Raw genomic sequence first — 23,902 nt, forward strand, 5'->3', positions numbered from 1 at the left:
TTCCGTGTGTCCAAAGTAGTCCCCATCACTTGAAGTAACGGACATTACTTTGAACACCGGCTTCAGCTCTGTCCATGCGGCCGCAGAATGACGCTTACGCTAGGACTACGCTTCGACGATGTCGAACGAATGCGTCAGTTCCGTGCCGCTCTTCGCCAGCATGATCGACGCCGAGCAGTACTTGTCGTGCGACAGGTTGATGGCACGCTCGACCGTCGCCGGGTTCAGGTTCTTGCCGGTCACGGTGAAGTGGAAGTGGATCTTCGTGAAGACCTTCGGATCTTCGCTGGCACGGTCGGCCTTGAGGGTGACCGAGCAGTCCTGGATTTCCTGGCGGCTCTTTTTGAGGATCATCACCACGTCATAGGCGGTACAGCCGCCGGTGCCGAGCAGCACCATTTCCATGGGCCGCGGCGCGAGATTGCGGCCGCCGCCTTCCGGCGCGCCGTCCATGTTCACGAGGTGGCCGCTGCCCGTTTCGGCGGCGAAGGCCATGCCGTCTTGTCCCATCCAGCTCACTTTGCATTCCATGCTCAGGCTCCAACTGCTCAACACTTCGTTACAGAGGGAATCATTGTAGCGGGTCACAGCGGTCGGCCTGCGGGGGGCTTACGCACATTTCCGGGTTGACGGGCGGGAAAGGGCGCTGTTGAACGCGATATGCCGATGCAAAAAACAAGTCGAGGATAAGATCTAGGCGCGAAATTTCACGTTCTTCGGGGCCAGAGACACTGTCAAGTTGTTGATGTAAAGAGAGAAATCTGACTTGATGCAATCCTGCCATTCATTTCAAATAATGAAATTGGATCTCATGATGCAAATCTTCTTGCTTTGCAGCATGGCCGTGCCTATACTCGTTCCTGTCTCCTCCACCTCCTCCTTTGGTGGATTAAGCCCGAGCCTCAGTTGCCCGGGCTTTTTTTCGTCCCTCGGTTTCGCGGCACCTCCGTTTCTTCGCCCTTCTGCGCGCGACGCGCGCTTGTTAAGACCGCCTCTTTGACGCGACGCCTGATTTCCCTATATAATTCAAAGTTCTCTTCGCCACACGCCCGCGGAGAGAGGCTTGTGAGAGCCTGCACGCGTCGTGGGAGGGCATCAACGCCCCGCAAACGCACCCAATAAGCAGGGCCGAACAACGCAAAGTTCAAGGGCAATTCAATTTTTTGGATCGATCATGAAGACGTTTTCCGCAAAAGCCGAAGAGGTGACGCGCGAATGGTACGTGATTGACGCGACGGATAAGGTTCTCGGCCGTGTCGCCAGCGAAGTGGCACGCCGTCTTCGCGGCAAGCATAAGCCTGAGTTCACCCCGCACGTCGACACTGGTGATTTCATCATCATCGTCAATGCCGGCAAGCTGAAGGTCACCGGCAACAAGACCACGGACAAGAAGTACTATCGTCACTCGGGCTACCCGGGCGGCATCTACGAAACGACGTTCGGCAAGATGCAAGAGCGCTTCCCGGGCCGTGCGCTCGAGAAGGCCGTCAAGGGCATGCTTCCGAAGGGTCCGCTCGGCTACGCGATGATCAAGAAGCTGAAGGTCTACGCCGAAGCAACGCATCCGCATACGGCTCAACAGCCTAAAGCGCTCGAGATCTAAGGGGAGCCCACATGATCGGTAACTGGAACTACGGTACGGGCCGCCGCAAGAGCGCCGTCGCTCGCGTCTTCATCAAGTCGGGCAAGGGCGAGATCATCGTCAATGGCAAGCCCATCGCCGACTACTTCTCGCGTGAAACGTCGCTGATGATCGTGCGTCAGCCGCTCGAACTCACGAACCACGGCACCACGTTCGACATCAAGGTCAACGTGAACGGCGGCGGTGAGACGGGTCAAGCCGGTGCGGTTCGCCACGGCATCACCCGCGCGCTGATGGACTACGACGCAACGCTCAAGTCGCAACTGTCGAACGCTGGCTTCGTCACCCGTGACGCACGTGAAGTGGAACGTAAGAAGGTCGGTTTCCACAAGGCACGTCGCCGGAAGCAATTCTCGAAGCGTTAAGCGCTCGGGGTTTCGCATCGGGGGCCGATTTTCGGCCTTGCTGCGAAGCTGCTGCAAAGGCCGCCCGCACTGCTGTGCCGGCGGCTTTTTCTTTTTTCGGCGCACGTCGGGGCAGGCTGTCGAAATTTGAACCAGCCCATTGATTTCATGGGCTTTCGGCACGATATCGAGATCAGCCCTACAATAGCGGTTAGAAGCTTAATTGGAGAGTTCGAATGAGCGCTGTCAGCGACACCCCCACGACCGAAATGCCGTTGCCATTCGTCTTCACCGACGCAGCGGCGGACAAGGTCAAGCAATTGATCGATGAAGAAGGCAATCCGGACCTGAAACTGCGCGTGTTCGTGCAGGGCGGCGGATGCTCCGGTTTCCAGTACGGTTTCACGTTCGATGAAACCGTGAACGAAGACGACACCGTGACGGAAAAGGGCGGCGTGCAGTTGCTGATCGACTCGATGAGCTATCAGTATCTGGTCGGCGCGGAGATCGACTACAAGGACGATATCAACGGCGCGCAGTTCGTCATCAAGAACCCGAACGCCTCGACCACCTGCGGTTGCGGATCGTCGTTCTCGGTCTGAGCGCACAGAAACTTGCATGAAAAACGGAGCCTGCGGGCTCCGTTTTTTTGTTTCGGCGCCGCCGTCAGTGCGGATAGATCGCGCCGAGCACCCGCTCACCCGCCGCACCCGTCACCGCCGGAAGATTGCCCGGCTCACGCGCGACGCAGCGCATCGCAAGCCAGGCGAAGGCCAGCGCCTCCACCTGCTGCGGCGGCACGCCAAGCGCATCGGTCGTCATCACGGGCACGCCGTTCACGCCACCGTCCTCCAGCGCCTGCTGGAGCATCTTCAGCAAGACCGGATTGCGCGCGCCGCCGCCGCAGACATAAACCGCGCGGCTGTCCGATGCATGCCGGGCAATCTCGCGGGCAACCGTCGTTGCGGTGAGCGCAGTGAGGGTCGCCTGGACATCGGCGGGCGCGAGTTGCGCGAACGCGCCGAGCTTCGCGTCGATCCACGCGGGATTGAACAGATCGCGCCCGGTGCTCTTGGGCGGCGGAAGATCGAAGAACGGTTCGTCGAGCAAGGCGTTCAGCAATGCCGCGTTCACCTGCCCCTGTGCCGCGAATTGCCCGCCCTCGTCGTAGGGCTTTTTCAAGTGACGCAGCGTCCATTCGTCGATCAGCGCATTCGCCGGCCCGCAGTCGAAGCCGCGCACTTCGCCGCTGGCCGCGAGGATCGTGATATTGCTGATGCCGCCCAGGTTGCATACCACCCGCGTCTCGTTCCTCGCGCCGAACACCGTCGCGTGAAAGGCCGGCACGAGCGGCGCGCCCTGACCGCCGGCGGCGACATCGCGGCTGCGAAAATCCGCGACGACATCGATGCTGGTCATCTCCGCCAGCAGCGCCGGGTTGTTGATCTGCCGCGTGTAACCCTTCTCCGGCCGATGCCGCACCGTCTGCCCATGCACCCCAATGGCGCGCACCTTCGCGGCCGAGAACCCGCTCATGCTCTGCAGTTCATGGCAGCACACGGCATAGCGTGTCGCGAGCGCGTTGGCGGCGAGGGCTTCGCGTTCGATCTCGTTCTCGCCGGGCGCTTGTAACGCGAAGAGTGCGTCCCGCAAGCCTTTCGAAAACGACACGTGCGCCTCGCCGAGCACGACCGGCGGCTTGCCGATGGCGAACTGCACGGCCACGCCGTCAACGCCATCCATGCTGGTGCCGGACATCAAGCCGAAGTACACGCCATCCGCCTTGCCGGTTTCGATTGCTTCGGCTTTCTTTCCCACGCTGTTCTCCTCGTCGATGCGATGCCGCCGGATTCCTCGATCCAGCGGCGATTATCCGGGTTAAGGACCGAATCGTTAAGATGCGTCTGAAACGATCTGTCTCGTGCGGCACATGCGGGCCGCGTCTGGAAGTGCGGCAGGCCGCCCTTGAACGGTGCAAATCCATCCGAAACGGCACGAATAGCCGCCTGATCGCGTAAAATTGCCGGCTTGAAGCATTCAATGCGCGCGATTCCGTCATTCGCCGCGCGCGCCGCGATCCGACGCGGCGACCCATCCGGCCAGCCCGGACCGCGGCCAAGGCGCGCACGAGACGCCGCCGACGCCAGCCATCGAACCTTTTGACTTCACAAGCCGCAAGCATGACCACAGACTCCAACGCTTCCTCCGCGCCTGCCGCCCAGCGCTTTCCGATTACCGACGAAGTGAAGAGCGCGCTCGCCATCGCGAAGCGTGGCTGCGACGAACTGCTGATCGAAGACGAATTCGCGCAGAAGCTCGCGAGGAGCGCCGCGACGGGCAAGCCGCTGCGCATCAAGCTGGGCCTCGACCCGACAGCGCCGGACATCCACATCGGCCATACGGTCGTACTGAACAAGATGCGCCAGCTGCAGGATCTCGGCCATCAGGTGATCTTCCTGATCGGCGACTTCACTTCGCTGATCGGCGATCCGTCCGGCCGCAATGCCACGCGTCCGCCGCTCACGCGCGAACAGATCGAGACCAACGCGAAAACCTATTTCGAACAGGCGGCGCTCGTCCTGGACCGCGACAAGACCGAGATCCGCTACAACAGCGAATGGTCGATGCCGCTCGGCGCCGACGGCATGATCAAGCTGGCCTCGCGCTACACGGTCGCACGCATCCTGGAGCGCGAAGACTTCACCAGGCGTTTCCAGAGCGGCGTGCCCATCTCGATCCACGAATTCCTCTACCCGCTGATGCAGGGCTACGACTCCGTCGCGCTGAACGCGGATCTCGAACTCGGCGGCACGGACCAGAAGTTCAACTTGCTCGTCGGCCGTGAACTGCAAAAGCAGTATGGCCAGGAACAGCAGTGCATCCTGACGATGCCGCTGCTCGAAGGTCTCGACGGCGTCGAGAAGATGTCGAAATCGAAGAACAACTACATCGGCATCAGCGAGAAGCCCACCGACATGTTCGGCAAGCTGATGAGCATCTCGGACGTGCTGATGTGGCGTTACTTCGAGCTGCTGTCGTTCCGGCCGATGAACGAGATCGAAGGCTACAAGCGCGAAGCCGACGGCGGCCGCAATCCGCGCGACTTCAAGGTGATGCTGGCGCAGGAAATCGTCGCGCGCTTTCATTCGCAGGCGGATGCCGAGCGTGCGCTCGACGACTTCAACCATCGCGCTAAGGGCGGCGTGCCGGACGACATTCCGAGCATCACGCTCGCGGGCGCGCCGCTTGCCATTGGTCAGCTGCTCAAGCAGGCGGGCCTCGTGCCGTCGACCAGCGAAGCCCTGCGCAATATCGAGCAGGGCGGCGTGAAGATCGACGGTACGACCGTCTCCGACAAGGCCGTGAAGATCGAAGCGGGCGAGTTCATCGTGCAGGTGGGCAAGCGCCGCTTTGCGCGCGTCACGCTGACCGCCTGAGCCGATGATCGCGCTGATCCAGCGGGTCCGGCGCGCCGACGTGCGCGTGAACGAACGCGTGACGGGCGCGATCGAAGCGGGCCTGCTCGCGCTGGTCTGCGCCGAGCGCGGCGACAACGAAGCCGCCGCGGGCAAACTCCTCGCGAAGATGCTGGCATATCGCCTGTTCAGCGATGCCGCCGGCAAGATGAATCTGCCGGTGTCCAACATGGATGGCGCGGGGCGTGCGGGCGGCGTGTTGCTGGTATCGCAATTCACGCTGGCCGCCGATACTTCGAGCGGCCTGCGCCCGAGCTTCACGCCGGCCGCGCCTCCGGACGAAGGCAAGCGGCTCTTCGACTACTTCGTGGCGCAGGCGCGGGCGAAGCATCCGATCGTCGAGACGGGCGAATTCGGCGCAGAGATGCAGGTGTCGCTCGTCAACGACGGTCCGGTCACCTTCTGGCTGCAAGTGCGGCCCTGATATCAGGAAGCCTATGACGACGCAGGTCCTCTTCATTCGACACGGCGAAACCGATTGGAATCGCCTCAAACGCATTCAGGGACACGTCGATATTCCGCTGTCGGCGCATGGTGTGCAGCAGGCGGAGCAACTGGGCGCGCGGCTGGCCCGTGAAGGGCGACTCGATGCCGTCTATTCGAGCGATCTGCAACGCGCGCGCCAGACCGCGCATCCTTTCGCCGATGCGCTTGGACTCGAAATACGTTTGTCGGAAGGACTGCGCGAGCGTTTCTTCGGCGCGTTCCAGGCGCACGACAGCGACGAGATCAACGAGAAATTCCCCGCCGAATATATCGAATGGCAGACGCGCGATCCGGGCTTCTCGCCGCCCGGCGACGGCGAATCGCAGCGCGTGTTCTATCACCGCGTGGTGCATGCGATGGAGCCGATCGTCGCTGCGCACGCGGGCGGCCGGATTGCGGTGGTCGCGCACGGCGGCGTGCTGGACTGCATCTACCGGTTCGCGATGAAACTGCCGTTGCAGGAGCCGCGCAACTGGCCGCTGCTCAATTGCAGCATCAACATCGTGGATTACGGCGCGGACGGCGCTACCGTGGTTTCGTGGGGTGACGTCGCGCACCTTTCCACCGATACCGACGACGACAACCTCCGCAAACGCGCCTAGCCGTTATTGGCGTCCCACATGTCGCGCACCGGACCGGCGTCGGGCGCGACGAGCCCGAAGTGGCGATACGTGAGCATCGTGGCGACGCGTCCGCGCGGCGTACGCTGCAGGAAGCCTTGCTGGATCAAATAAGGCTCCAGCACGTCCTCGATGGTGTCGCGCTCTTCGCCGATGGCCGCCGCCAGATTGTCCACCCCGACCGGACCGCCGTCGAACTTGTGCAGGATCGCTTCGAGCAGCTTGCGGTCCATCAGGTCGAAGCCGACCGGATCGACGTCGAGCATCTTCAGGGCTTTGTCGGCGACGTCGGCGGTGATCATGCCGTCCGCTTTCACTTCCGCGTAATCTCGCACGCGCCGCAGCAGGCGGTTGGCAATCCGCGGCGTGCCGCGCGAGCGCTTGGCGATTTCGAACGCGCCTTCATTGACGATATCCGCCTTCAGCAGCGACGCCGAGCGCGCGACGATGCGCGCCAACTCGTTCGCATTATAAAACTCCAGCCGCGACACAATGCCGAACCGGTCGCGCAACGGATTCGTCAACATGCCCGCGCGCGTGGTTGCGCCGACCAGCGTGAACGGCTGCAAGTCCAGCTTCACGCTGCGCGCGGCCGGACCTTCGCCGATCATGATGTCGATCTGGTAATCCTCCAGCGCCGGATACAGGATTTCCTCGACGACCGGCGACAGCCGGTGAATTTCGTCGATGAACAGCACGTCATTGGCTTCGAGATTCGTGAGCAGCGCCGCGAGGTCGCCCGCGCGCTCCAGCACCGGCCCCGAGGTCTGCCGCAGATTCACGCCCATTTCCCGCGCGATGATGTGCGCAAGCGTGGTCTTCCCGAGGCCCGGCGGCCCGAACAACAGCACGTGATCGAGCGCTTCGGAACGCCGCTTGGCGGCTTCGATGAAGATTTCGAGCTGCCCGCGCGCCTTTTCCTGCCCGATGTATTCGTCCAGCTTGTGCGGGCGCAAAGCGCGCTCGAATGCTTCCTCGTTGGGCGAGACGGGCGAGGCCGAGATGACGCGTTCGGCGGCGAGTTTGTCGGTTTCGATCATGGTCCGATTGTACAGCGAGCTTTTGCGCGGCGAAGCTGGCCGGATGGCCTAGGAAGAATCCCGCTTTTACGCCTTCGACAGCGCCTTCAACGCCAGCTTGATGCCTTCCGACACACCCGTTCCGGCCGGCACGTTCTTGATGGCGGCGAGCGCTTCCTTCTCGGAATAACCGAGCGCGAGCAGCGCATTGAGAATGTCCGACGCGTGATCCGACTGCGAAGCGGCGCTCGCCATCGCGCCGAGATCGGCGCCGAGCTTGCCTTTCAGTTCGAGCAGCAGGCGCTCGGCAGTTTTCTTGCCGATGCCCGGCACGCGCGTCAGGCGCGCGGCGTCCTGGGTCGTCACGGTCTGCGAGAGTTCGTGCACGCTCATGCCGGACAGCACGGCCAGCGCCATGCGTGCGCCAATGCCGCTGATCTTCAGCAATTCACGGAAGGTCGAGCGCTCCTGCGCCGTGAGAAAGCCGTACAGCAGATGCGCGTCTTCGCGGACGATCATTTGCGTGAGCAACACGACCTTTTCGCCGGTGTTCGGCAGGTTGTAGAACGTGCTCATCGGCACGTCGATTTCATAGCCGACGCCATTGCAGTCGACGAGCAAATGCGGCGGATTTTTTTCCAGCAGAACGCCGGCGATGCGACCGATCATGGATTTATATGCGTGTGAAGTGTTCTAGCCAATGAGCCGCCCGCGACGGACACGGAGGCCTTTTTTCGCGAGCCCCGGCGCAATCTCGCCCAGCGTCGCGAGCCCGCCGCCGCCGTGCGCGTGGCAGATGGCCATGCCGAGCGCGTCGGCGGCATCGGTGCCCGGCATGCCGGAGAGGCTCAGCAGGCGCACGACCATCTGCTGCATTTGTTCCTTGGTCGCGCGGCCGTAGCCGACCACGGCCTGTTTCAGTTGCAGCGCCGTGTATTCGGCGACTGGCACGCCGCCCGCCACCAGTCCGCAGATCGCGGCGCCGCGCGCCTGGCCCAGCAGCAGCGTGGATTGCGGATTGACGTTGACGAAGACCTTCTCGACGGCCGCCTGATCCGGATTGTGCTGCGCGATGAGCGTCGAGATGCCGCTGAAAATGGTGTTCAGGCGCGAGGGCAGGTCGGCATCGGCGGTCTTGATGACGCCGCTCGTCACGTAGCTGAGCGTATGTCCGTGCTTCTCGATGATGCCGAAGCCGGTCACGCGCAAGCCGGGGTCGATGCCTAGGATTCTCATTCGTTCGCGATGCGGGTCGTCGACCGGGTAGTCGATATCAAAAAGGCCTGTTTGCGCCGTGTGTTGCGCAAACAGGCCCATCTTAATGGAAGCGTCCGGATTTAATGACGGAAATGACGCGTGCCGGTGAGGATCATCGCAATGTTGTGCTCGTCGGCGGCGGCGATCACTTCGTCATCGCGCATCGAGCCGCCCGGCTGGATCACGCAGGTTGCGCCCGCATTCACGACCACGTCGAGGCCGTCGCGGAACGGGAAGAACGCATCCGACGCCACGGCCGAGCCGTTCAGCGTCAGGCCGGCGTTCTGCGCCTTGATGCCCGCGATGCGCGCCGAGTCCACGCGGCTCATCTGGCCCGCGCCGACGCCCATGGTCATGCCGTTCGCGCAAAACACGATGGCGTTCGACTTGACGAACTTCGCGACGCGCCACGCAAACATCAGGTCGTCCATTTCCTTCGGCGTCGGGTGGCGCTTCGTCACCACGCGCAGTTCATGCGGCTGCACGTTCTTCGCGTCCAGCGACTGCACCAGCAGACCGCCGCCAACACGCTTCAGATCGAACGTGTTGTGACCGTCGCCGAGCGCGATCTGCAACAGGCGCACGTTCTGTTTCGCGGCGAACACGGCGCGCGCCGCGTCGCTGAACGACGGCGCGATCAGCACTTCGACGAACTGCTTCGCGACCGCCTGGGCTGCCGCTTCGTCGACTTCGCGATTGAACGCGATGATGCCGCCGAACGCCGAGGTCGGATCCGTCTGGAACGCCTTTGCATACGCTTCGTTCGCGTCCGCGCCGAGCGCCACGCCGCACGGGTTCGCGTGCTTGATGATCACGCAGGCGGGCGCGTCGAAGGTCTTCACGCATTCCCACGCCGCGTCCGAATCCGCGATGTTGTTGTACGACAGTTCCTTGCCCTGCAACTGCGTGTAGTTGGCGAGCGCACCAGCTGGAACCGACAGATCGCGGTAGAACGCGGCGCTCTGGTGCGGGTTCTCGCCGTAGCGCAGGTCCTGCACCTTCTCGAATGCGAGGTTGAAGGTGGCCGGGTACGTGTTGCGGCTCGAATGCTTCAGCTCTTCGGTCAGGCTCGTCAGGTAGTTCGTGATGGCGCCGTCATACCGCGCGGTATGCGCGAACACCTTGGTGGCGAGACGGAAGTTGGTCGTGTAGCCGACGCTGTTGCCGTTCGCGCGCATTTCCTCGAGCACGGTGGCGTAGTCGGCCGGATCGACGACGACCGTCACGTCGCGATGATTCTTCGCCGCCGAGCGCAGCATGGTCGGCCCGCCGATGTCGATGTTCTCGATCGCGTCTTCCAGCGAGCACTCTTCCTTCGAGACCGTCTGCACGAACGGATACAGGTTCACGACCAGCAGATCGATGGTTGGGATCTCGTGCTGCTCCAGCGCGGCCATGTGCTCGGGCAGATCGCGGCGGGCGAGGATGCCGCCATGCACTTTCGGATGCAGCGTCTTCACGCGTCCGTCGAGCATTTCCGGGAAACCGGTGTAGTCGGCGACCTCGGTGACGGGCAGGCCCGCGTCGGCGAGCAGTTTTGCCGTGCCGCCGGTCGAGAGGAGCTTGACGCCGAGCGCCGACAGCGATTTCGCGAAATCGACGATGCCGGATTTGTCGGAGACGGAAAGGAGCGCTTGCTTGATCATGATGAACACTGAAACCGAGAAAAAAGAACCAGGCCGGACCGAGGCGGCGCCTCGGTCCGAAGAATCAAATCAATCCGTGCTGTTGCAGCTTCTTGCGGAGCGTGTTGCGGTTGATGCCGAGATACTCAGCCGCCAGCGACTGGTTTCCCCCGGCCTGCTCGAGCACCACTTCCAGCATCGGTTTTTCCACGCACGAGATCACCATGTCGTAGACGTCGTGCGGATTGGAGCCGTCCAGGTCCTGAAAATAGTTGTCGAGGCTCTGGCGGACGCATTGTTCGATGTTATGTCTGCTCATGCGGCAATCAGTCGGTCTGTCGTGTTGTTGAGCCCGCCGCACGATTCTTCTTCGGCTGCGCCGTCCGCTTCCCCGGCCTCGTCCACATAGACGAGACGGTCGGACAACGCCTTTTGCGCGTCGAAGAATTCGTTGACTGCGAGCAATTGTTCTTTGGTCGTGTCCAGCGTATTCATCCGGTGCCGAAAGGTGTTGGCGCCGGAAAGGCCGCGAGTGTACCAGCCGATATGCTTGCGCGCCGTCCGAACGCCCGTGAATTCCCCATAAAAGGCGTAGTGATCTTCGAGGTGCTCGTTCATCACCTGCTGGATCTCGACGATGCGCGGCGGCGGCATGTGCTCGCCGGTCTTCAGGAAATGTTCGATTTCGCGAAACAGCCACGGGCGGCCTTGCGCGGCGCGACCGATCATGATGGCGTCGGCGCCGGTCACGGCAAGCACGTGGCGGGCTTTCTCGGGCGTGGCGATGTCGCCGTTGGCGACCACCGGGATCTTCACCGCGGCCTTCACGGCGGCGATGGTTTCATATTCCGCATCGCCCTTGTACAGATCGGCGCGGGTGCGGCCGTGCACGGTGAGCATGGCGATGCCCGCGTCCTGCGCGATCCGCGCAATGGTCAGCGCGTTCTTGTTGTCGCGATTCCAGCCGGTGCGGATCTTGAGCGTGACGGGCACGGCGCCGGGCCCCACGCCGACCGCCTGCACGACGGCTTCCACGATGCGCGCGACCAGCGGTTCGTTCTGCAGCAGCGCGGAGCCCGCGGCCACGTTGCAGACCTTCTTGGCCGGGCAGCCCATGTTGATGTCGATGATCTGCGCGCCGTTCGCGACATTGTGTCGCGCGGCCTCGGCGAGCATCTGGGGATCAGCGCCGGCGATCTGTACGGAGATGGGTTCGACCTCGCCCGCGTGGTTGGCGCGGCGCATGGTCTTTTCGCTTTTCCACAACTGCGCGTTCGACGCGACCATCTCCGACACCGCATAGCCCGCCCCCATGCGCTTGCAGAGCTGGCGGAACGGGCGGTCGGTGACGCCTGCCATCGGGGCGACGAACAGGTTGTTGCGCAGAACGTGTGAACCGATGGTGGGCATGAAGGCTCGGGCATCCGCATGGCAGAGTCCGGCCGATGGCGGCCGCAAACGCGTCTGGCGGAGGCAATGTCACAGAAGGGAAACGCGTATTTTAACGCGAAGCGCGTGCTGAAATTAAGGGCAATCGCGTGCAAGTCATTAAATCTTCTATGAAAGAACGCGCGTTCATAGAGGATAAGTTGATCGCATGACGCAAGCGATTGCCTTCGGACAGGCTAGCGGCGCTGACCAAACATCATCTGGCGGGCGAGCGCAGTTTTTACCGGCGGCAGAAATTCGAGCGCGGTGAGCGCGAGCCCGCGCATGGCCGCAAGCGGCGCGAAGTCGGACGTGAAGAGGCGCGCGAGGGTGTCGGTGGCGCCGATGGTCAGACGCCGGTCGAGCGCGCGGCGCTGGGCGAAGCGGGCGAGGGCGAGCGGGCGCGGGCCGTCGGCGGAGAGCGCGTCGGTGAGCGCGAGCGCGTCGCGCAGACCAAGATTCAGCCCTTGCCCCGCGACCGGATGCAGCGTCTGCGCCGCATTGCCGATGGCGACGGTGCGCTGATCGACCAGCACCTCCAGCGCCGACAGTCCGAGCGGAAACGCGGCACGGCTCGCGATGCGCGTGAACCGGCCCATGCGCGTACCGAAGGCCGCGCCGAGTTCCGTGAGGAAGCTGGCTTCGTCGAGTTGCATGCGGCGCGCGGCTTCCTCCGGCGCGCAGCACCAGACCAGCGAGTAGTCTGCGTGGCGCGGGCCGCCACACGGCAGCAACGCGATGGGGCCTTCGTTGGTGAAGCGTTCCCACGCGACGTTCGGGCGCGGATCCGACACGCTCACCGTCCCGACGATGGCCGTCTGGCCATAGTCGCGCGCGCGACGCTCGCCGGGCGTGCTGATTTCGCTCGTCTTCTCGTTCTTTTGATAAAGCCCGCCTTCGGCGTTGACCAGCACTTTCACGCGGATCTTGCGTTCGCCGTCGGCCGTTTGCAGCGGCAGGGTGATGCCGTCGTTGTCCTGAAGCGGCGCGAGCGCGGCGGTGTCGGTGAGCCAGTGGACGGGCGTGGCGCGCACCGCGGCCGCCAGCGCGCTGACCAGCGAACCGTAGCGCACCACGTAACCGAGTTCGGGGAGTTCGTGCTCGTCATGCTCGATCAGCGTGCGGCCGAAATGCCCGCGCTGCGACACATGAATACGGCGGATGGGCGTGGCGTCGCCGGGGAAGCCGAGCGGCTGGAGCATGACACGGCTGCCGTGCGACAGCGCGAGCGAGCGCGGATCCTGGACGGCGGCTTCGGGCGTGCGGGCGTCGATCAGCGCGATCGACAGCCGTGAGGTTGAGCTGCGTCGCGCGAGCCAGCCCGCGAGCGCGAGCCCGACCGGCCCCGCGCCGACGATGGCGATGTCGTAGTCGAAAAGCGGTGTGACGGCTTGAATGTCGCTCATGGCCGATTCGGGTCAGGATGCGCGCATCAGCGCTTCGATTTCATCGGCGGCGACCGGCACTTCGCGCGTGATCAGCTCGCAGCCGGTGTCCGTCAGGATGGCGTCGTCCTCGATGCGGATGCCGATGTCCCAGTAGCGCTCGGGCACGTCGGCGGACGCGCGCACGTAGAGTCCCGGCTCGATCGTGAGCGCCATGCCGGGCAACAGCGTGCGCCAGGGCCGCGCGCCTTGCTCGTCGAGCGGACCGCCGGCCTCGCGATACTCGCCCGCGTCATGCACGTCCATGCCGATCCAGTGCCCCGTGCGATGCATGTAGAAGGGCGCATAGGCGCGTTGGGCGAGGACGTCGTCGAGCGTGCCGACCTTCGTCTTGTCGAGAATGCCGGTGTCGAGCAGCCCTTGCGACAGGACTTTGAGCGCGGCCTGGTGCGGTGCGTCGAAACTCACGCCGGGACGCGTGGCCTCGACGGCGGCGGCTTGCGCGGCGAGCACGATGTCGTAGAGCTCACGCTGCGCCGGCGTGAAGCGGCCGCCGGCGGGAAAGGTGCGCGTGATGTCGGATGCGTAGCCGTCGAGTTCGCAGGCTGCGTCGATCAGGATGAGATCGCCCTCGCGCGCAATGGCGTTGCCCGCAGGGTAATGCAGCACGCAGGCGTTCGCACCCGCCGCGACGATCGAGCCATACGCCGGCGCCTGTGCGCCATGGCGGCGGAACGTGTAGAGCAGTTCGGCCTCGATCTCGAATTCACGCATGCCGGGACGGCACGCTTGCATGGCGCGGCGATGCGCTTCGGCGGAGATGGACGCGGCGCGACGCATGATGCCGATTTCATGCTCGTCCTTGACGAGGCGCATTTCGTCGAGCAGCGGCAGCAGATGGTGCACGGTTGCCGGGGCGCGCACGCCGCTGCGGCCCTGCGCGCGGACTGCTGCGAGCCAGCCGCGCACTTGCGCGTCCAGTTCCGCCGAGGTGCCGAGCGCGTAATGCAGCGCGGGGGAGTCCGCGATCAGGCGCGGCATCTCGTCGTCCAGTGCGGCGACCGGCAGCGCGGCGTCCAGACCGAACGCGTCAAGCGCGCCTTCGGGGCCGAAGCGGAAGCCTTCCCAGGTTTCCCGCTCGGCGTTTTTTTCGCGGCAGAACAGGATGGATGCGGGCTCGCCGTCCTGCGCGTCCGCGTCGAGCACGAGGACTGCCTCGGGTTCGTTGAAGCCTGTCAGATAGTAGAAGTAGCTGTCATGACGGAACGGGTAGTCCGTGTCGCGATTGCGCATGACTTCCGGCGCCGTGGGCAGGATGGCGACGCCGCCGCCTTGCGCGCGCAACGCGGCAAGGACGCGCTCGCGACGGGCGCGATACACGCCGACGGCAATGGGCTGGACGAGTTCGGTGAGTGAGTTCATGCGCCGATTGTAGCGCCGGCTTCGCGCCGGCGTGACTCGGCCATTCGGCCTATTGCGCCGTCGCGAGGCCTCGGGGCATGCTTACTCGTCAGCGGGACGATTGCGCACGCTTCCGGCAATCAGGTCGAAGCGGAACAGGCGGCATTCGAGCGCGCCGTTGAAGAGCGGCGTCTTGGTGGATTCGCGCAGGCGCAGCAGGCCGGGCAGCTTGCGGTCGGACGTGAGCACATAGGCGCGCCAGCCGGGGAAGCGCTGCTTGAGCGCGTTGCCGAAGTTGATGAAGAACTCGGTGTCCGCGGGATCCGGCTGGGCGCGTGCGAAGGCGTCTTCCTCGTCGCGGCGGCTGCGCGGCGTCTCGCGAATCTCGCCGCGCGGACCGCGGCCGCGCACTTCAATCCGTTCGCCGTACGGCGGGTTGGCGAGCAGGATGCCCGGGGCATCGGTGGGCGGCACCATGTTGCGGGCATCCACCTGCTTGAGCGAGAGGTTGGAGACGCCCGCGCGGCTCAGGTTGGCGCGCGCCTTTTCGAGCATGTCGCCGGAGATGTCGCTGCCGAAAATGTTCAGCTCGTTCTGCGATGCGCGCGCGGCGCGGCGTTGTTCGGTCGCGGCCTGCTTGAGCTTCTGCCACATGCCCGGGTGGAAGGGCTTGAGCTTCTCGAAGCCGAAGCGCCGCTCGCTGCCCGGCGCAATGCCGAGCGCGGTTTGCGCCGCTTCGGCGAGGAACGTGCCGCTGCCGCACATCGGATCGAAGAGTGGTGTGCCCGGCGTCCAGCCGGTCAGGCGCAGGATGCCCGCCGCGAGGTTTTCACGCAGCGGCGCCGCGCCCTTGTCGAGCCGCCAGCCGCGTTTGAAGAGCGGCTCGCCCGAGGTGTCGAGATACAGCGTGCATTCGTTCAGCGTGAGGAACGCGAACACGCGCACGTCCGGCTGCGCGGTGTCGATGCTGGGGCGCGCGCCCGCCACGTCGCGCAGGCGGTCGCAAACGGCGTCCTTCACGCGCAGCGTGGTGAATTCGAGGCTCTTCACCGGCGACTTGATGGCGGTGAGATCGACACGCATGGTCTGGCTCGGCGTGAACCAGTTCTCCCAGCGCTGCCGGTGCGTCAGCTCGTAGATGTCGTGTTCGTTGCGATACGGGCCTTGCGCAACCTTCAGCAGCACGCGGCTGGCTATGCGCGAATGGAGGTTCGCGGCCATGCCGGCAACCCAGCCGCCACGGAAATGCACGCCGCCCGGCACCTGGGCGCCGACGGTCAGCGCGCCGCCGCCCGAGAGCGGCGCAGCGGACACATGCCGTTCCCCGATCTCCGTGAGCTCGGCGGCAAGCGGTGCTTCAAGACCACGCGGGCAGGGAACGAACCAGTCGAAGAGAGGGGAGGACATGAGGGCAGCGGTATCGATCATTCAAACCGCGCATTGTACGCTGGCCGTCTTGCAATTCGGACTAAGTGACTTGTGGGGCGGGTGCGCGGAGGGATATTGTCGGGATCGCTTGGGGGCGGGGATTTGCAAACTCAACCGAAGAGAGTAGCCACGCGAAGACAGCAGTCAACCCGAATTGAACCATGCTCAATGTCAGTTTCTACATTGAAGCAGTCAGCTTGTTTGCCGTTGAGAGAGACGTCCTTTTGAACAAGCATGAACTCGAACTCCAGCGGCTCACGCTCAGTTCAGTGAACCTCCGGGAGTGGTTAGGTTTGGCGAAACATATCATCACCGTGATCGGCCTGATTTGGTGCGCGCGCCTGATGTTCACCGGGATCGAGAACATTTCCACGGCCAATCCCGAGTCGCTGAAGGCGCTTGCTCGCGTCGTGGAACACATCATCTCGGGAGCCTGATGGGTTATCTGGTTGCTGCCATGACCGGAGTTGGCTGGTTTTTCGAACGCACCGGCAAGAAACGAGCAATCCGCAAGCTTGGCGAGAGTCGGCGGCAACTGGAGTGTGATGATCCCTGCCACTCAAGCAGCGGGTTGACTGCAACGGGCGAGACGCCCATCCGATAGAAAGGTGATGACGATGCAAATGTTTCTGCTTGGATTGGGCTTGCTGCTGTTCATGAGCGTGTGGCACTACGCGTTGCGGAGAAGCATTCTCGATCATTACCGGGACCAGCTTTTCGACTTGCGCGACGAACTGCGCGAAACGTACTTGCTGCGCGGCTGGGACCTGAACAGTCCGCTGTACGCGCGGCTGCGCCGACTCGCCAACGGCTACCTGCGGTCTACCGAGGCGTTTTCGTTGATCCCGTTTCTGTATCTGGAGATCCGGATTCGAGCCAATCCCCCACTGTTCAGCGCAATGAGAACCGGCCTCGAGCAGCAGTTGGACGTTGAGGACGAAGCGCTCAAGGGGTTTGTCGTCGATTACCGCAGGCGCGCATTCGACATCATGTTGAGGTACATGATCAATGGCTCGCTTCTCATGGTCTCGATCTACTCCGTGATGGTGTACCTCACGACGATCTGTACATTGCTTCGCTCGCTGCACAAGGGCGCGTTCCAATGGTCGAGGCGCGCCGTCGCCGAGTGGTTCTTCAGGAAGGATCTGGTCGAGGAATATTCGTATCGCCTGGGCAGGCAGCAGCGAATCGGAGGTACCTGCAAGCCCGCATCCTGATTGCTCGTCCGCCCCGCTCCAACAAAAAGGGCCCGCATTTCCGCGGGCCCCCCGTCACGACTCCGGCATGCATTCTCATCCGGCAGCAGACATCACTCCACCGCCTTCATCATGTCTTCCACCACCTTCTTCGCGTCGCCGAACACCATCATCGTCTTGTCCATATAGAACAGCTCGTTATCCAGGCCGGCATAACCCGCCGCCATCGAGCGCTTGTTCACGATGATCGTCCGGGCCTTGTACGCTTCCAGAATCGGCATCCCTGCGATCACGGATTTCGGATCGGTCTTCGCGGCCGGATTCACCACGTCGTTGGCCCCGAGCACGAGCACCACGTCCGTCTGACCAAACTCGCTGTTGATGTCCTCCATCTCGTGGACCATCTCGTAAGGCACCTCGGCCTCCGCCAGCAGCACGTTCATGTGCCCCGGCATGCGTCCGGCCACCGGATGAATCGCGTAGCGCACGTCGATGCCTTTCTCGACCAGCTTGTCCGTCAGTTCCTTCAGCGCATGCTGCGCCCGCGCCACCGCCAGACCGTAGCCCGGCACGATCACCACGCTCTCCGCGTTGCCGAGCATGAACGCGGCGTCATCGGCGGAACCGGATTTCACCGGCCGCTGCTCCTGGGTCCCGCCTGCCGCAGCCGCGCCCGCCTCGCCGCCGAAGCCGCCCAGGATCACGTTGAAGAACGAGCGGTTCATCGCGCGGCACATGATGTACGACAGGATCGCGCCCGACGATCCCACCAGCGAGCCCGCGATGATCAGCATCGGATTGTTCAGCGAGAAGCCGATGCCCGCCGCCGCCCAGCCCGAATATGAGTTGAGCATCGACACCACCACCGGCATGTCCGCGCCGCCGATCGGGATGATGATCAGCACGCCCAGCGCGAACGCGATGAGCGTCATGATGATGAACGGCAGCCACGATTCGGTGAGCATGAAGATCACGCCGAAGCCGACCATCGCGATGGCCAGCAACAGGTTGATCAGATGCTGGCCCGAGTACACCACCGGCGCGCCCTGGAACAGCCGGAACTTGTACTTGCCCGAGAGCTTGCCGAACGCGATGACCGATCCCGAGAACGTGATCGCGCCCACGAACGTGCCGATGAACAATTCGACGCGATTGCCATACGGAATCGGCTCGCCGAGCGGCGCGAGGCCGAACGCGGCGGGCTCGGCGACGACGCCGTAGGCAATGCACACCGCCGCCAGACCGATCAGCGAGTGCATGGCCGCGACGAGTTCGGGCATCTTCGTCATCTCGACCTTCGCCGCGATGTACGCGCCCGCGCCGCCGCCCACGATCAGCGCGACGAACAGCAGCGACAGGCCCAGCGCAAGATTCGCTTCGAGGAAGGCGGCCTGTTTCACGATCAGCGCGAGCGTCGTGAGAATGGCGATCGCCATGCCCGCCATGCCGAACGTGTTGCCGATGCGCGCGGTCTTCGGGTTGGACAAACCTTTCAGCGCCTGGATGAAGCACACCGAGGCGACGAGATACAGGAGGGTGACGACGTTCATGCTCATTTACGCGCCCTCCTTGTGCGTGATCTTCCTCGGCTCCTTCTTCTTGAACATTTCGAGCATTCGCCGCGTGACGAGGAAGCCGCCGAACACGTTCACCGCCGCGAGCAGCACCGCGAGCGTGCCGAAGAACTTGCCGGCCGCGCCGACCGTCAGGCCCACCGCGAGCATCGCGCCGACAATGACGATCGCCGAGATCGCGTTGGTCACGGCCATCAGCGGCGTATGCAGCGCAGGCGTGACGTTCCACACCACGTGGTAGCCCACGTAGATGGCCAGCACGAAGATGATGAGATTGATCACCGTGTGATTGATGACGTCCATGTTCGTCTCCGTTGTCAGGCCGGGGCGCGGGCGGGCTGACCATCGCGGCACTGGAGCGTGGCCGCGACGATGTCGTCCGCGAGGTCGATGTTGAGCGTGCCTTCCTTGGTCAGGATCAGCTTCAGGAAGTCGAGAAGATTGCGGGCGTAGAGCGCGGAGGCATCGGCGGCGACCATCGACGCCAGGTTCGTATGGCCGACGATATGCACGCCGTGTTTCATCACCACCTGATCGACTTCGGTGAGCGGGCAGTTGCCGCCTTTGCGGCCTTCGAACTCGGGGCCGCGTCCGGCGGCGAGATCGACGATCACCGAACCCGGCTTCATGTGCTTGACCGTTTCGACAGAGAGCAAGGTGGGCGCGGGACGGCCCGGGATCAGCGCCGTCGAGATGACGATGTCCGCCGCCTTCGCGCGCTCGTGCACCTGCGCCGACTGCCGCGCAAGCCAGCTCGGCGGCATCGGCCGCGCATAGCCGCCGACGCCGACCGCCGCCTCGCGTTCCTCATCGGTTTCGAACGGCACGTCGACGAACTTCGCGCCCAGCGATTCGATCTGTTCCTTCACGGCCGGCCGCACGTCCGACGCCTCGACGACCGCGCCCAGCCGCTTGGCCGTCGCGATGGCCTGCAGGCCCGCGACGCCCGCGCCCAGCACGAGCACGCGCGCGGCTTTCACGGTGCCGGCGGCGGTCATCAGCATCGGCATGAAGCGCTGGTAGTACTGGCAGGCCATCAGCACGGCCTTGTACCCGGCGATGTTCGCCTGCGACGACAGCACGTCGAGACTCTGCGCGCGCGTCGTGCGCGGCGCGGCTTCGAGCGCGAACGCCGTTACGCCCGCCGACGCGAGCCGCGCGGTGTTGTCGGTATTGAAGGGATCGAGCATTCCGATGAGCACGGCGCCCGGTTTCAGCATCGCCAGTTCGCTTTCGGACGGCGACTGAACCTTGAGGACGATCTCGGCGGAAAAGGCGGCGGCGGCATCGACGAGGTCGGCGCCTGCCTGGGCGAAGGCGTCGTCGATATAGCTCGCCTGCAAGCCCGCGCCGCTCTGCACCGAGATCCGGTGCCCCTGCGTGACGAGCTTCTTGACCGTTTCGGGCGTGGCGGCGACGCGCGCCTCGTTCGCCCGCGTTTCAGCGGGTACTCCGATATGCATCTTCGAATCCTCCTGTCTTTGTGTCGTTTTTTTCCCTTGGGCAGGGCTCGAACGACCAAGGCCGAGTCTTGTTTCAAATGCTGGAATGAACGGCTCTCGCCACTGTAACCGAAGAAAGCCCGCGCAAAAATCCGATCCGGCACTTGTTACTGATTATGGTCATAGCGCTTACCCTTAGGCGTTCGGGGCCGTCTGCCCGGCGCAGCAGGCGTAATCGATCGCGTGACGGTAAAATGACGGACCATGAAATCAGACACTTGGGCGCCTCACGTGACGGTGGCGGCGATCGTCGAGCGCGACGGACGCTTTCTCGTCATCGAGGAGCACACGTCGGCAGGGCTGCGAATCAACCAACCGGCCGGTCATCTCGAAGCGGGCGAAACGCTCGTTCAGGCGGTCATCCGCGAAACCTTCGAGGAAACCGCGCATCGCTTCGAACCCGAGGCGCTGGTCGGCGCGTACATGACGCATTTCCAGCGGCCCGACGGCGACGTCACCTATCTGCGCTTCACGTTCTGCGGCAAGTCGGCGGGCGAAGAAGCCGGACGCGCGCTGGACGACGGCATCGTGCGCGCCCTGTGGCTCACCGCCGACGAGTTGCGGGCGTCCGCCGGGCGGCATCGCACGCCGATCGTCCTGGCGTGTCTCGAGGATTACCTGTCCGGGCGGCGCGTGCCGCTCGATTTCATTCATACGCATTCGGTCGCGCCGGCGCTGCGGGCTTGACGCCTTTCGCAGCGGCGCCAGATTCAGACCGCCCCGGGCGGTGCACTTCCCGCACGTTTTCGGCGCTGTGCGGGTCAACGCGGTATCCCTATGAGCAAGCAAAGAGTCGTGGTGGGCATGTCGGGCGGCGTGGATTCGTCGGTGACGGCGTGGCTGTTGAAGGAACAAGGCTACGAGGTGGTCGGCCTGTTCATGAAGAACTGGGAAGACGACGACGACGGCGAATACTGTTCGACGCGGCAGGACTGGATCGACGTGGTCTCGGTCGCGGATCTGATCGGCATCGACGTGGAAGCGGTCAACTTCGCCGCCGAGTACAAGGACCGCGTGTTCGCGGAGTTCCTGCGCGAGTATTCGGCGGGCCGCACGCCCAATCCCGACGTGCTGTGCAACGCCGAGATCAAGTTCAAGGCGTTCCTCGACCACGCGATGTCGCTCGGCGCGGAGTCCATCGCGACCGGCCATTACGCGCGCGTGCGCGAACGCGACGGCTTGTTCCAGCTGCTCAAGGCCGCGGATTCCACCAAAGACCAGTCGTACTTCCTGCATCGGCTGAATCAGGCGCAGCTGTCAAAGACGCTGTTTCCGCTCGGCGAGATCCCGAAGGCCCAGGTGCGCGAGATCGCGGCCCGGATCGGTCTGCCGAACGCGAAGAAGAAGGATTCGACCGGCATCTGCTTCATCGGCGAACGGCCGTTCCGCGACTTCCTGAACCGCTACCTGCCGACCAAACCGGGCCCGATGAAGACGGCCGAAGGCAAGCTCGTCGGCGAACATATCGGGCTCGCGTTCTATACGCTTGGTCAGCGCAAGGGCATCGGCATCGGCGGCGCGAAGGACGGCAGCGGCGAGCCGTGGTTCGTCGCCGGCAAGGATGTGGCGAGCAATACGCTGTACGTCGTGCAGGGCCACGATCATCCGTGGCTGCTGTCGCCGGCGCTGGTTGCGGGCAACACGAGCTGGGTTGCCGGCTTCGCGCCGGACGAAGGCGTGGCGTGCGGCGCCAAGACGCGCTATCGGCAGCAGGACGCCGCATGTCATTTCTCGCGCGCCGACGACGGACGCTTTGAGCTCCGTTTCGACGACGCGCAATGGGCCGTCACGCCGGGCCAGTCGGCCGTGCTCTATCAGGACGACGTCTGCCTGGGCGGCGGCATTATCGAACAGGCATCGATGGGGCATGAAGCATCGCAGGCGGCTGCCGTTGCCACGAGTGCGCGATAGGCGATCCGGCTGGGTTGTGACCGCAAGCCCTGACTACGGTCAGGGCCTTGTTGTTTCAAAAATTGACACTCTACGGCGTTACATTTCAGAAAAAACTTTTTTTGATACAAGTGCTTGACCGTCTATCTAGCGATAGATAAATTAAACGGGTCGCTGGCCAGGCCGAATCTCAAATGGACAAGAGCACCGTACGCGAAGCGCTTCTGGAACACGCTCAGACTCTGCTGATGACGCGCGGCTATAACGCGTTCAGTTATCGCGATCTGGCCGAATTGGTCGGCGTGAAGACGTCGAGCATTCACTATTACTTTCCGGCGAAGGAGGATCTGGCGCTCGAAGCGGTGAACGCTTACAGCGCGGACCTGATGTCGTCCGTGTACGCCATCGACAGCTCCGCGCCCGCCGACAAGAAGCTCGATCGCTATGCCAAGGTGTTCGGGCGGATTCTTGGCGGCGGCAACCAGGTTTGCCTGTGCGGCATGCTGGCGGCGGATATCGAATCGCTGCCGGACAAGGTGCGGCAGGCGGTGCAGGCGTACTTCAAGGCGAACGAGAACTGGCTGGCGAAAGTGCTGGCCGAAGGCGAAGCGCAGGACACGCTCGATGCCGGTGGAAAACCCGAGGCCGCCGCGCGGACACTCTATGCCGCGTTCCAGGGAGGCTTGCTGGCAAGCCGTCTGTTTCAGGTGCGAGCGCGGCTCGAAGAAATCGCCGATTCAGTACGGCGGTAGATAAGCCTGTGGATAACCCTGTGAAAAACACAGGAATCGGGCGCTGACTGTCTATCTTTGGGTAGATAGATTTTGGCGGGGCGGAACACGAAGGCGGTGTTCGGAAACTGCTTGAGGCGTTTCGCACGAGATTTACCGCCATTCCGCATGTCGAAACGTCGAAGGTTCGTCTCACATGTCGGCGTGAAGAAGCTTACGTCTATCTAGTAGTAGATTCAAATTGAAACGCCCCCGCGCTGCATCTTCATGCGGGCAGAGGTGAACGGGTCAGGCCGGCACCGTGTCAATGAACGATTGCCGTTGCGACAAACGCGCGTAGTACTTGTCGAGACTCGGATGGGCATCACGCCAGTTCAGATCGGGCAGGCGCAGGTCGAGATAGCCGAGGGCGCAGCCGCACGCGATATCCGCCAGCGTGAAGCGGTTCGCCGAACACCACTGTTTGGAACCCAGACCGCGCGACATCGCGCGCAGTCCGTCGTCCACCTTGTGCCGCTGACGCGCGATCCACGCTTCGCTGCGATGTTCTTCCTCGCGCAACACGCCTTCGAGGCGGATGAGAACGGTGGCGTCGAGCATGCCGTCGGCGAGGGCTTCCCAGCAACGCACTTCGGTGCGCTCGCGCCGTTCCTGCGGGAGCAGTTTGCCGACGGGCGTCAGGGTGTCGACGAATTCGCAGATCACACGCGAATCGAACACGGCATCGCCGTCGTCGAGAAGCAGGCAGGGCACTTTGCCGAGCGGATTGAAGTCGTGGATTTTCGTGCCGGCGGCCCAGACATCTTCGAGAACCAGTTCGCAATCGATCTTTTTCTCTGCCATGACGATCCGTACCTTGCGGACGAACGGGCTGGTGTGCGAACCGATTAGTTTCATC

The 23,902-nt window shown here is 63.6% G+C and carries 26 protein-coding genes; 11 read left to right on the top strand and 15 right to left on the bottom strand.

Going from position 1 to position 23,902, the window contains the following annotated elements; translation table 11 throughout:
• Nucleotides 1–105: 105 nt before the first annotated feature.
• Entirely contained in the window at nt 106–531 is a 426-nt protein-coding gene (locus tag QCE69_RS01585) for an OsmC family protein (RefSeq protein ID WP_309807202.1), read from the bottom strand.
• A gap of 643 nt (nt 532–1,174) precedes the next feature.
• Here QCE69_RS01585 and rplM point away from each other — a divergent pair.
• The 3 genes from rplM to erpA all read left to right on the top strand — a co-directional run bounded on the left by rplM (nt 1,175) and on the right by erpA (nt 2,588).
• Nucleotides 1,175–1,603 carry a 50S ribosomal protein L13 gene (gene rplM, locus QCE69_RS01590; RefSeq protein ID WP_016344249.1) on the top strand — a complete coding sequence of 143 codons (429 nt, stop codon included), beginning with the start codon at nt 1,175–1,177 and terminating at the stop codon, nt 1,601–1,603.
• 11 nt (nt 1,604–1,614) lie between these two features.
• On the top strand, nt 1,615–2,007 hold the full coding sequence (gene rpsI / locus QCE69_RS01595; RefSeq protein ID WP_035497678.1) for a 30S ribosomal protein S9: 393 nt from the start codon (nt 1,615–1,617) through the stop codon (nt 2,005–2,007).
• A gap of 215 nt (nt 2,008–2,222) precedes the next feature.
• Nucleotides 2,223–2,588: an iron-sulfur cluster insertion protein ErpA gene (erpA, locus tag QCE69_RS01600; RefSeq protein ID WP_309807205.1), complete on the top strand. Its 366-nt coding sequence runs from the start codon at nt 2,223–2,225 to the stop codon at nt 2,586–2,588.
• A 64-nt stretch (nt 2,589–2,652) separates the two neighbouring features.
• Here the strand turns inward: erpA and QCE69_RS01605 are convergent, their stop codons facing one another.
• Nucleotides 2,653–3,783 carry an anhydro-N-acetylmuramic acid kinase gene (locus QCE69_RS01605; RefSeq protein WP_309931519.1) on the bottom strand — a complete coding sequence of 377 codons (1,131 nt, stop codon included), beginning with the start codon at nt 3,781–3,783 and terminating at the stop codon, nt 2,653–2,655.
• A gap of 383 nt (nt 3,784–4,166) precedes the next feature.
• On the opposite strand from QCE69_RS01605, the gene tyrS reads away from it, so the two are divergent.
• From tyrS to QCE69_RS01620, 3 genes are read left to right on the top strand one after another with little or no spacing between them, the layout of a single operon-like run.
• Entirely contained in the window at nt 4,167–5,423 is a 1,257-nt protein-coding gene (gene tyrS, locus QCE69_RS01610; protein WP_309929101.1) for a tyrosine--tRNA ligase, read from the top strand.
• Between the two features lie 4 nt (nt 5,424–5,427).
• Nucleotides 5,428–5,886 (top strand): D-aminoacyl-tRNA deacylase, encoded by a 459-nt coding sequence (gene dtd / locus QCE69_RS01615; RefSeq protein WP_309929103.1) that lies wholly within the window; start codon nt 5,428–5,430, stop codon nt 5,884–5,886.
• Between the two features lie 13 nt (nt 5,887–5,899).
• Nucleotides 5,900–6,550: a histidine phosphatase family protein gene (locus tag QCE69_RS01620; protein ID WP_309913713.1), complete on the top strand. Its 651-nt coding sequence runs from the start codon at nt 5,900–5,902 to the stop codon at nt 6,548–6,550.
• On the opposite strand, the gene ruvB is transcribed toward QCE69_RS01620, so the two are convergent.
• From ruvB to QCE69_RS01665, 9 genes are all read right to left on the bottom strand, one after another.
• Nucleotides 6,547–7,608 carry a Holliday junction branch migration DNA helicase RuvB gene (gene ruvB, locus QCE69_RS01625; RefSeq protein ID WP_309913717.1) on the bottom strand — a complete coding sequence of 354 codons (1,062 nt, stop codon included), beginning with the start codon at nt 7,606–7,608 and terminating at the stop codon, nt 6,547–6,549. The genes QCE69_RS01620 and ruvB overlap by 4 nt on opposite strands.
• Nucleotides 7,609–7,674: 66 nt before the next feature.
• Nucleotides 7,675–8,256, bottom strand: a complete 582-nt coding sequence (gene ruvA, locus QCE69_RS01630) for a Holliday junction branch migration protein RuvA (RefSeq protein WP_309913719.1) — start codon at nt 8,254–8,256, stop codon at nt 7,675–7,677.
• 24 nt (nt 8,257–8,280) lie between these two features.
• Nucleotides 8,281–8,823, bottom strand: coding sequence for a crossover junction endodeoxyribonuclease RuvC (gene ruvC, locus QCE69_RS01635; RefSeq protein WP_309913722.1), 543 nt, complete (start codon nt 8,821–8,823; stop codon nt 8,281–8,283).
• A 101-nt stretch (nt 8,824–8,924) separates the two neighbouring features.
• A complete protein-coding gene (gene purH, locus QCE69_RS01640) occupies nt 8,925–10,490 on the bottom strand; it encodes a bifunctional phosphoribosylaminoimidazolecarboxamide formyltransferase/IMP cyclohydrolase (RefSeq protein ID WP_309913725.1) in 1,566 nt (521 codons plus the stop codon).
• A 64-nt stretch (nt 10,491–10,554) separates the two neighbouring features.
• A complete protein-coding gene (locus QCE69_RS01645) occupies nt 10,555–10,788 on the bottom strand; it encodes a Fis family transcriptional regulator (protein WP_008351548.1) in 234 nt (77 codons plus the stop codon).
• Nucleotides 10,785–11,879: a tRNA dihydrouridine synthase DusB gene (gene dusB, locus QCE69_RS01650; protein ID WP_309929105.1), complete on the bottom strand. Its 1,095-nt coding sequence runs from the start codon at nt 11,877–11,879 to the stop codon at nt 10,785–10,787. The genes QCE69_RS01645 and dusB overlap by 4 nt, the downstream gene beginning before the upstream one ends.
• A gap of 215 nt (nt 11,880–12,094) precedes the next feature.
• Nucleotides 12,095–13,303 (bottom strand): UbiH/UbiF/VisC/COQ6 family ubiquinone biosynthesis hydroxylase, encoded by a 1,209-nt coding sequence (locus tag QCE69_RS01655; RefSeq protein WP_309929107.1) that lies wholly within the window; start codon nt 13,301–13,303, stop codon nt 12,095–12,097.
• A 12-nt stretch (nt 13,304–13,315) separates the two neighbouring features.
• Complete coding sequence (locus QCE69_RS01660) at nt 13,316–14,704, bottom strand: aminopeptidase P N-terminal domain-containing protein (protein ID WP_309929110.1); 1,389 nt, start codon at nt 14,702–14,704, stop codon at nt 13,316–13,318.
• A gap of 81 nt (nt 14,705–14,785) precedes the next feature.
• Complete coding sequence (locus QCE69_RS01665; protein WP_309807218.1) at nt 14,786–16,090, bottom strand: class I SAM-dependent RNA methyltransferase; 1,305 nt, start codon at nt 16,088–16,090, stop codon at nt 14,786–14,788.
• Nucleotides 16,091–16,272: 182 nt separating this feature from the next.
• On the opposite strand from QCE69_RS01665, the gene QCE69_RS01670 reads away from it, so the two are divergent.
• Both QCE69_RS01670 and QCE69_RS01675 read left to right on the top strand, forming a co-directional pair.
• A complete protein-coding gene (locus QCE69_RS01670; RefSeq protein WP_309929113.1) occupies nt 16,273–16,548 on the top strand; it encodes a hypothetical protein in 276 nt (91 codons plus the stop codon).
• Between the two features lie 180 nt (nt 16,549–16,728).
• Entirely contained in the window at nt 16,729–17,328 is a 600-nt protein-coding gene (locus QCE69_RS01675; protein ID WP_309913739.1) for a hypothetical protein, read from the top strand.
• Nucleotides 17,329–17,420: 92 nt separating this feature from the next.
• Here QCE69_RS01675 and QCE69_RS01680 read toward each other — a convergent pair whose 3' ends face one another.
• The 3 genes from QCE69_RS01680 to QCE69_RS01690 are packed head-to-tail and all read right to left on the bottom strand — an operon-like array spanning nt 17,421 to nt 20,344.
• The gene (locus tag QCE69_RS01680; protein WP_309929116.1) at nt 17,421–18,863 is read right to left on the bottom strand and encodes an NAD(P)(+) transhydrogenase (Re/Si-specific) subunit beta; all 1,443 of its coding nucleotides are present in this window, start codon (nt 18,861–18,863) and stop codon (nt 17,421–17,423) included.
• Nucleotides 18,864–19,184 (bottom strand): NAD(P) transhydrogenase subunit alpha, encoded by a 321-nt coding sequence (locus tag QCE69_RS01685; protein ID WP_309929119.1) that lies wholly within the window; start codon nt 19,182–19,184, stop codon nt 18,864–18,866.
• 14 nt (nt 19,185–19,198) lie between these two features.
• The gene (locus QCE69_RS01690) at nt 19,199–20,344 is read right to left on the bottom strand and encodes a Re/Si-specific NAD(P)(+) transhydrogenase subunit alpha (protein ID WP_309913748.1); all 1,146 of its coding nucleotides are present in this window, start codon (nt 20,342–20,344) and stop codon (nt 19,199–19,201) included.
• 243 nt (nt 20,345–20,587) lie between these two features.
• On the opposite strand from QCE69_RS01690, the gene QCE69_RS01695 reads away from it, so the two are divergent.
• From QCE69_RS01695 to QCE69_RS01705, 3 genes are all read left to right on the top strand, one after another.
• Nucleotides 20,588–21,070, top strand: coding sequence for an NUDIX hydrolase (locus QCE69_RS01695; RefSeq protein ID WP_309929121.1), 483 nt, complete (start codon nt 20,588–20,590; stop codon nt 21,068–21,070).
• Between the two features lie 90 nt (nt 21,071–21,160).
• Nucleotides 21,161–22,294, top strand: a complete 1,134-nt coding sequence (gene mnmA / locus QCE69_RS01700) for a tRNA 2-thiouridine(34) synthase MnmA (RefSeq protein ID WP_309929123.1) — start codon at nt 21,161–21,163, stop codon at nt 22,292–22,294.
• Between the two features lie 173 nt (nt 22,295–22,467).
• Nucleotides 22,468–23,025, top strand: a complete 558-nt coding sequence (locus QCE69_RS01705) for a TetR/AcrR family transcriptional regulator (protein WP_309913754.1) — start codon at nt 22,468–22,470, stop codon at nt 23,023–23,025.
• Nucleotides 23,026–23,292: 267 nt separating this feature from the next.
• Here QCE69_RS01705 and QCE69_RS01710 read toward each other — a convergent pair whose 3' ends face one another.
• Nucleotides 23,293–23,901 carry a glutathione S-transferase C-terminal domain-containing protein gene (locus QCE69_RS01710; RefSeq protein WP_309919548.1) on the bottom strand — a complete coding sequence of 203 codons (609 nt, stop codon included), beginning with the start codon at nt 23,899–23,901 and terminating at the stop codon, nt 23,293–23,295.
• Between the last annotated feature and the right edge of the window lies 1 nt (nt 23,902).

This window comes from Caballeronia sp. LZ032 (assembly GCF_031451315.1).
GTDB lineage: Bacteria > Pseudomonadota > Gammaproteobacteria > Burkholderiales > Burkholderiaceae > Caballeronia.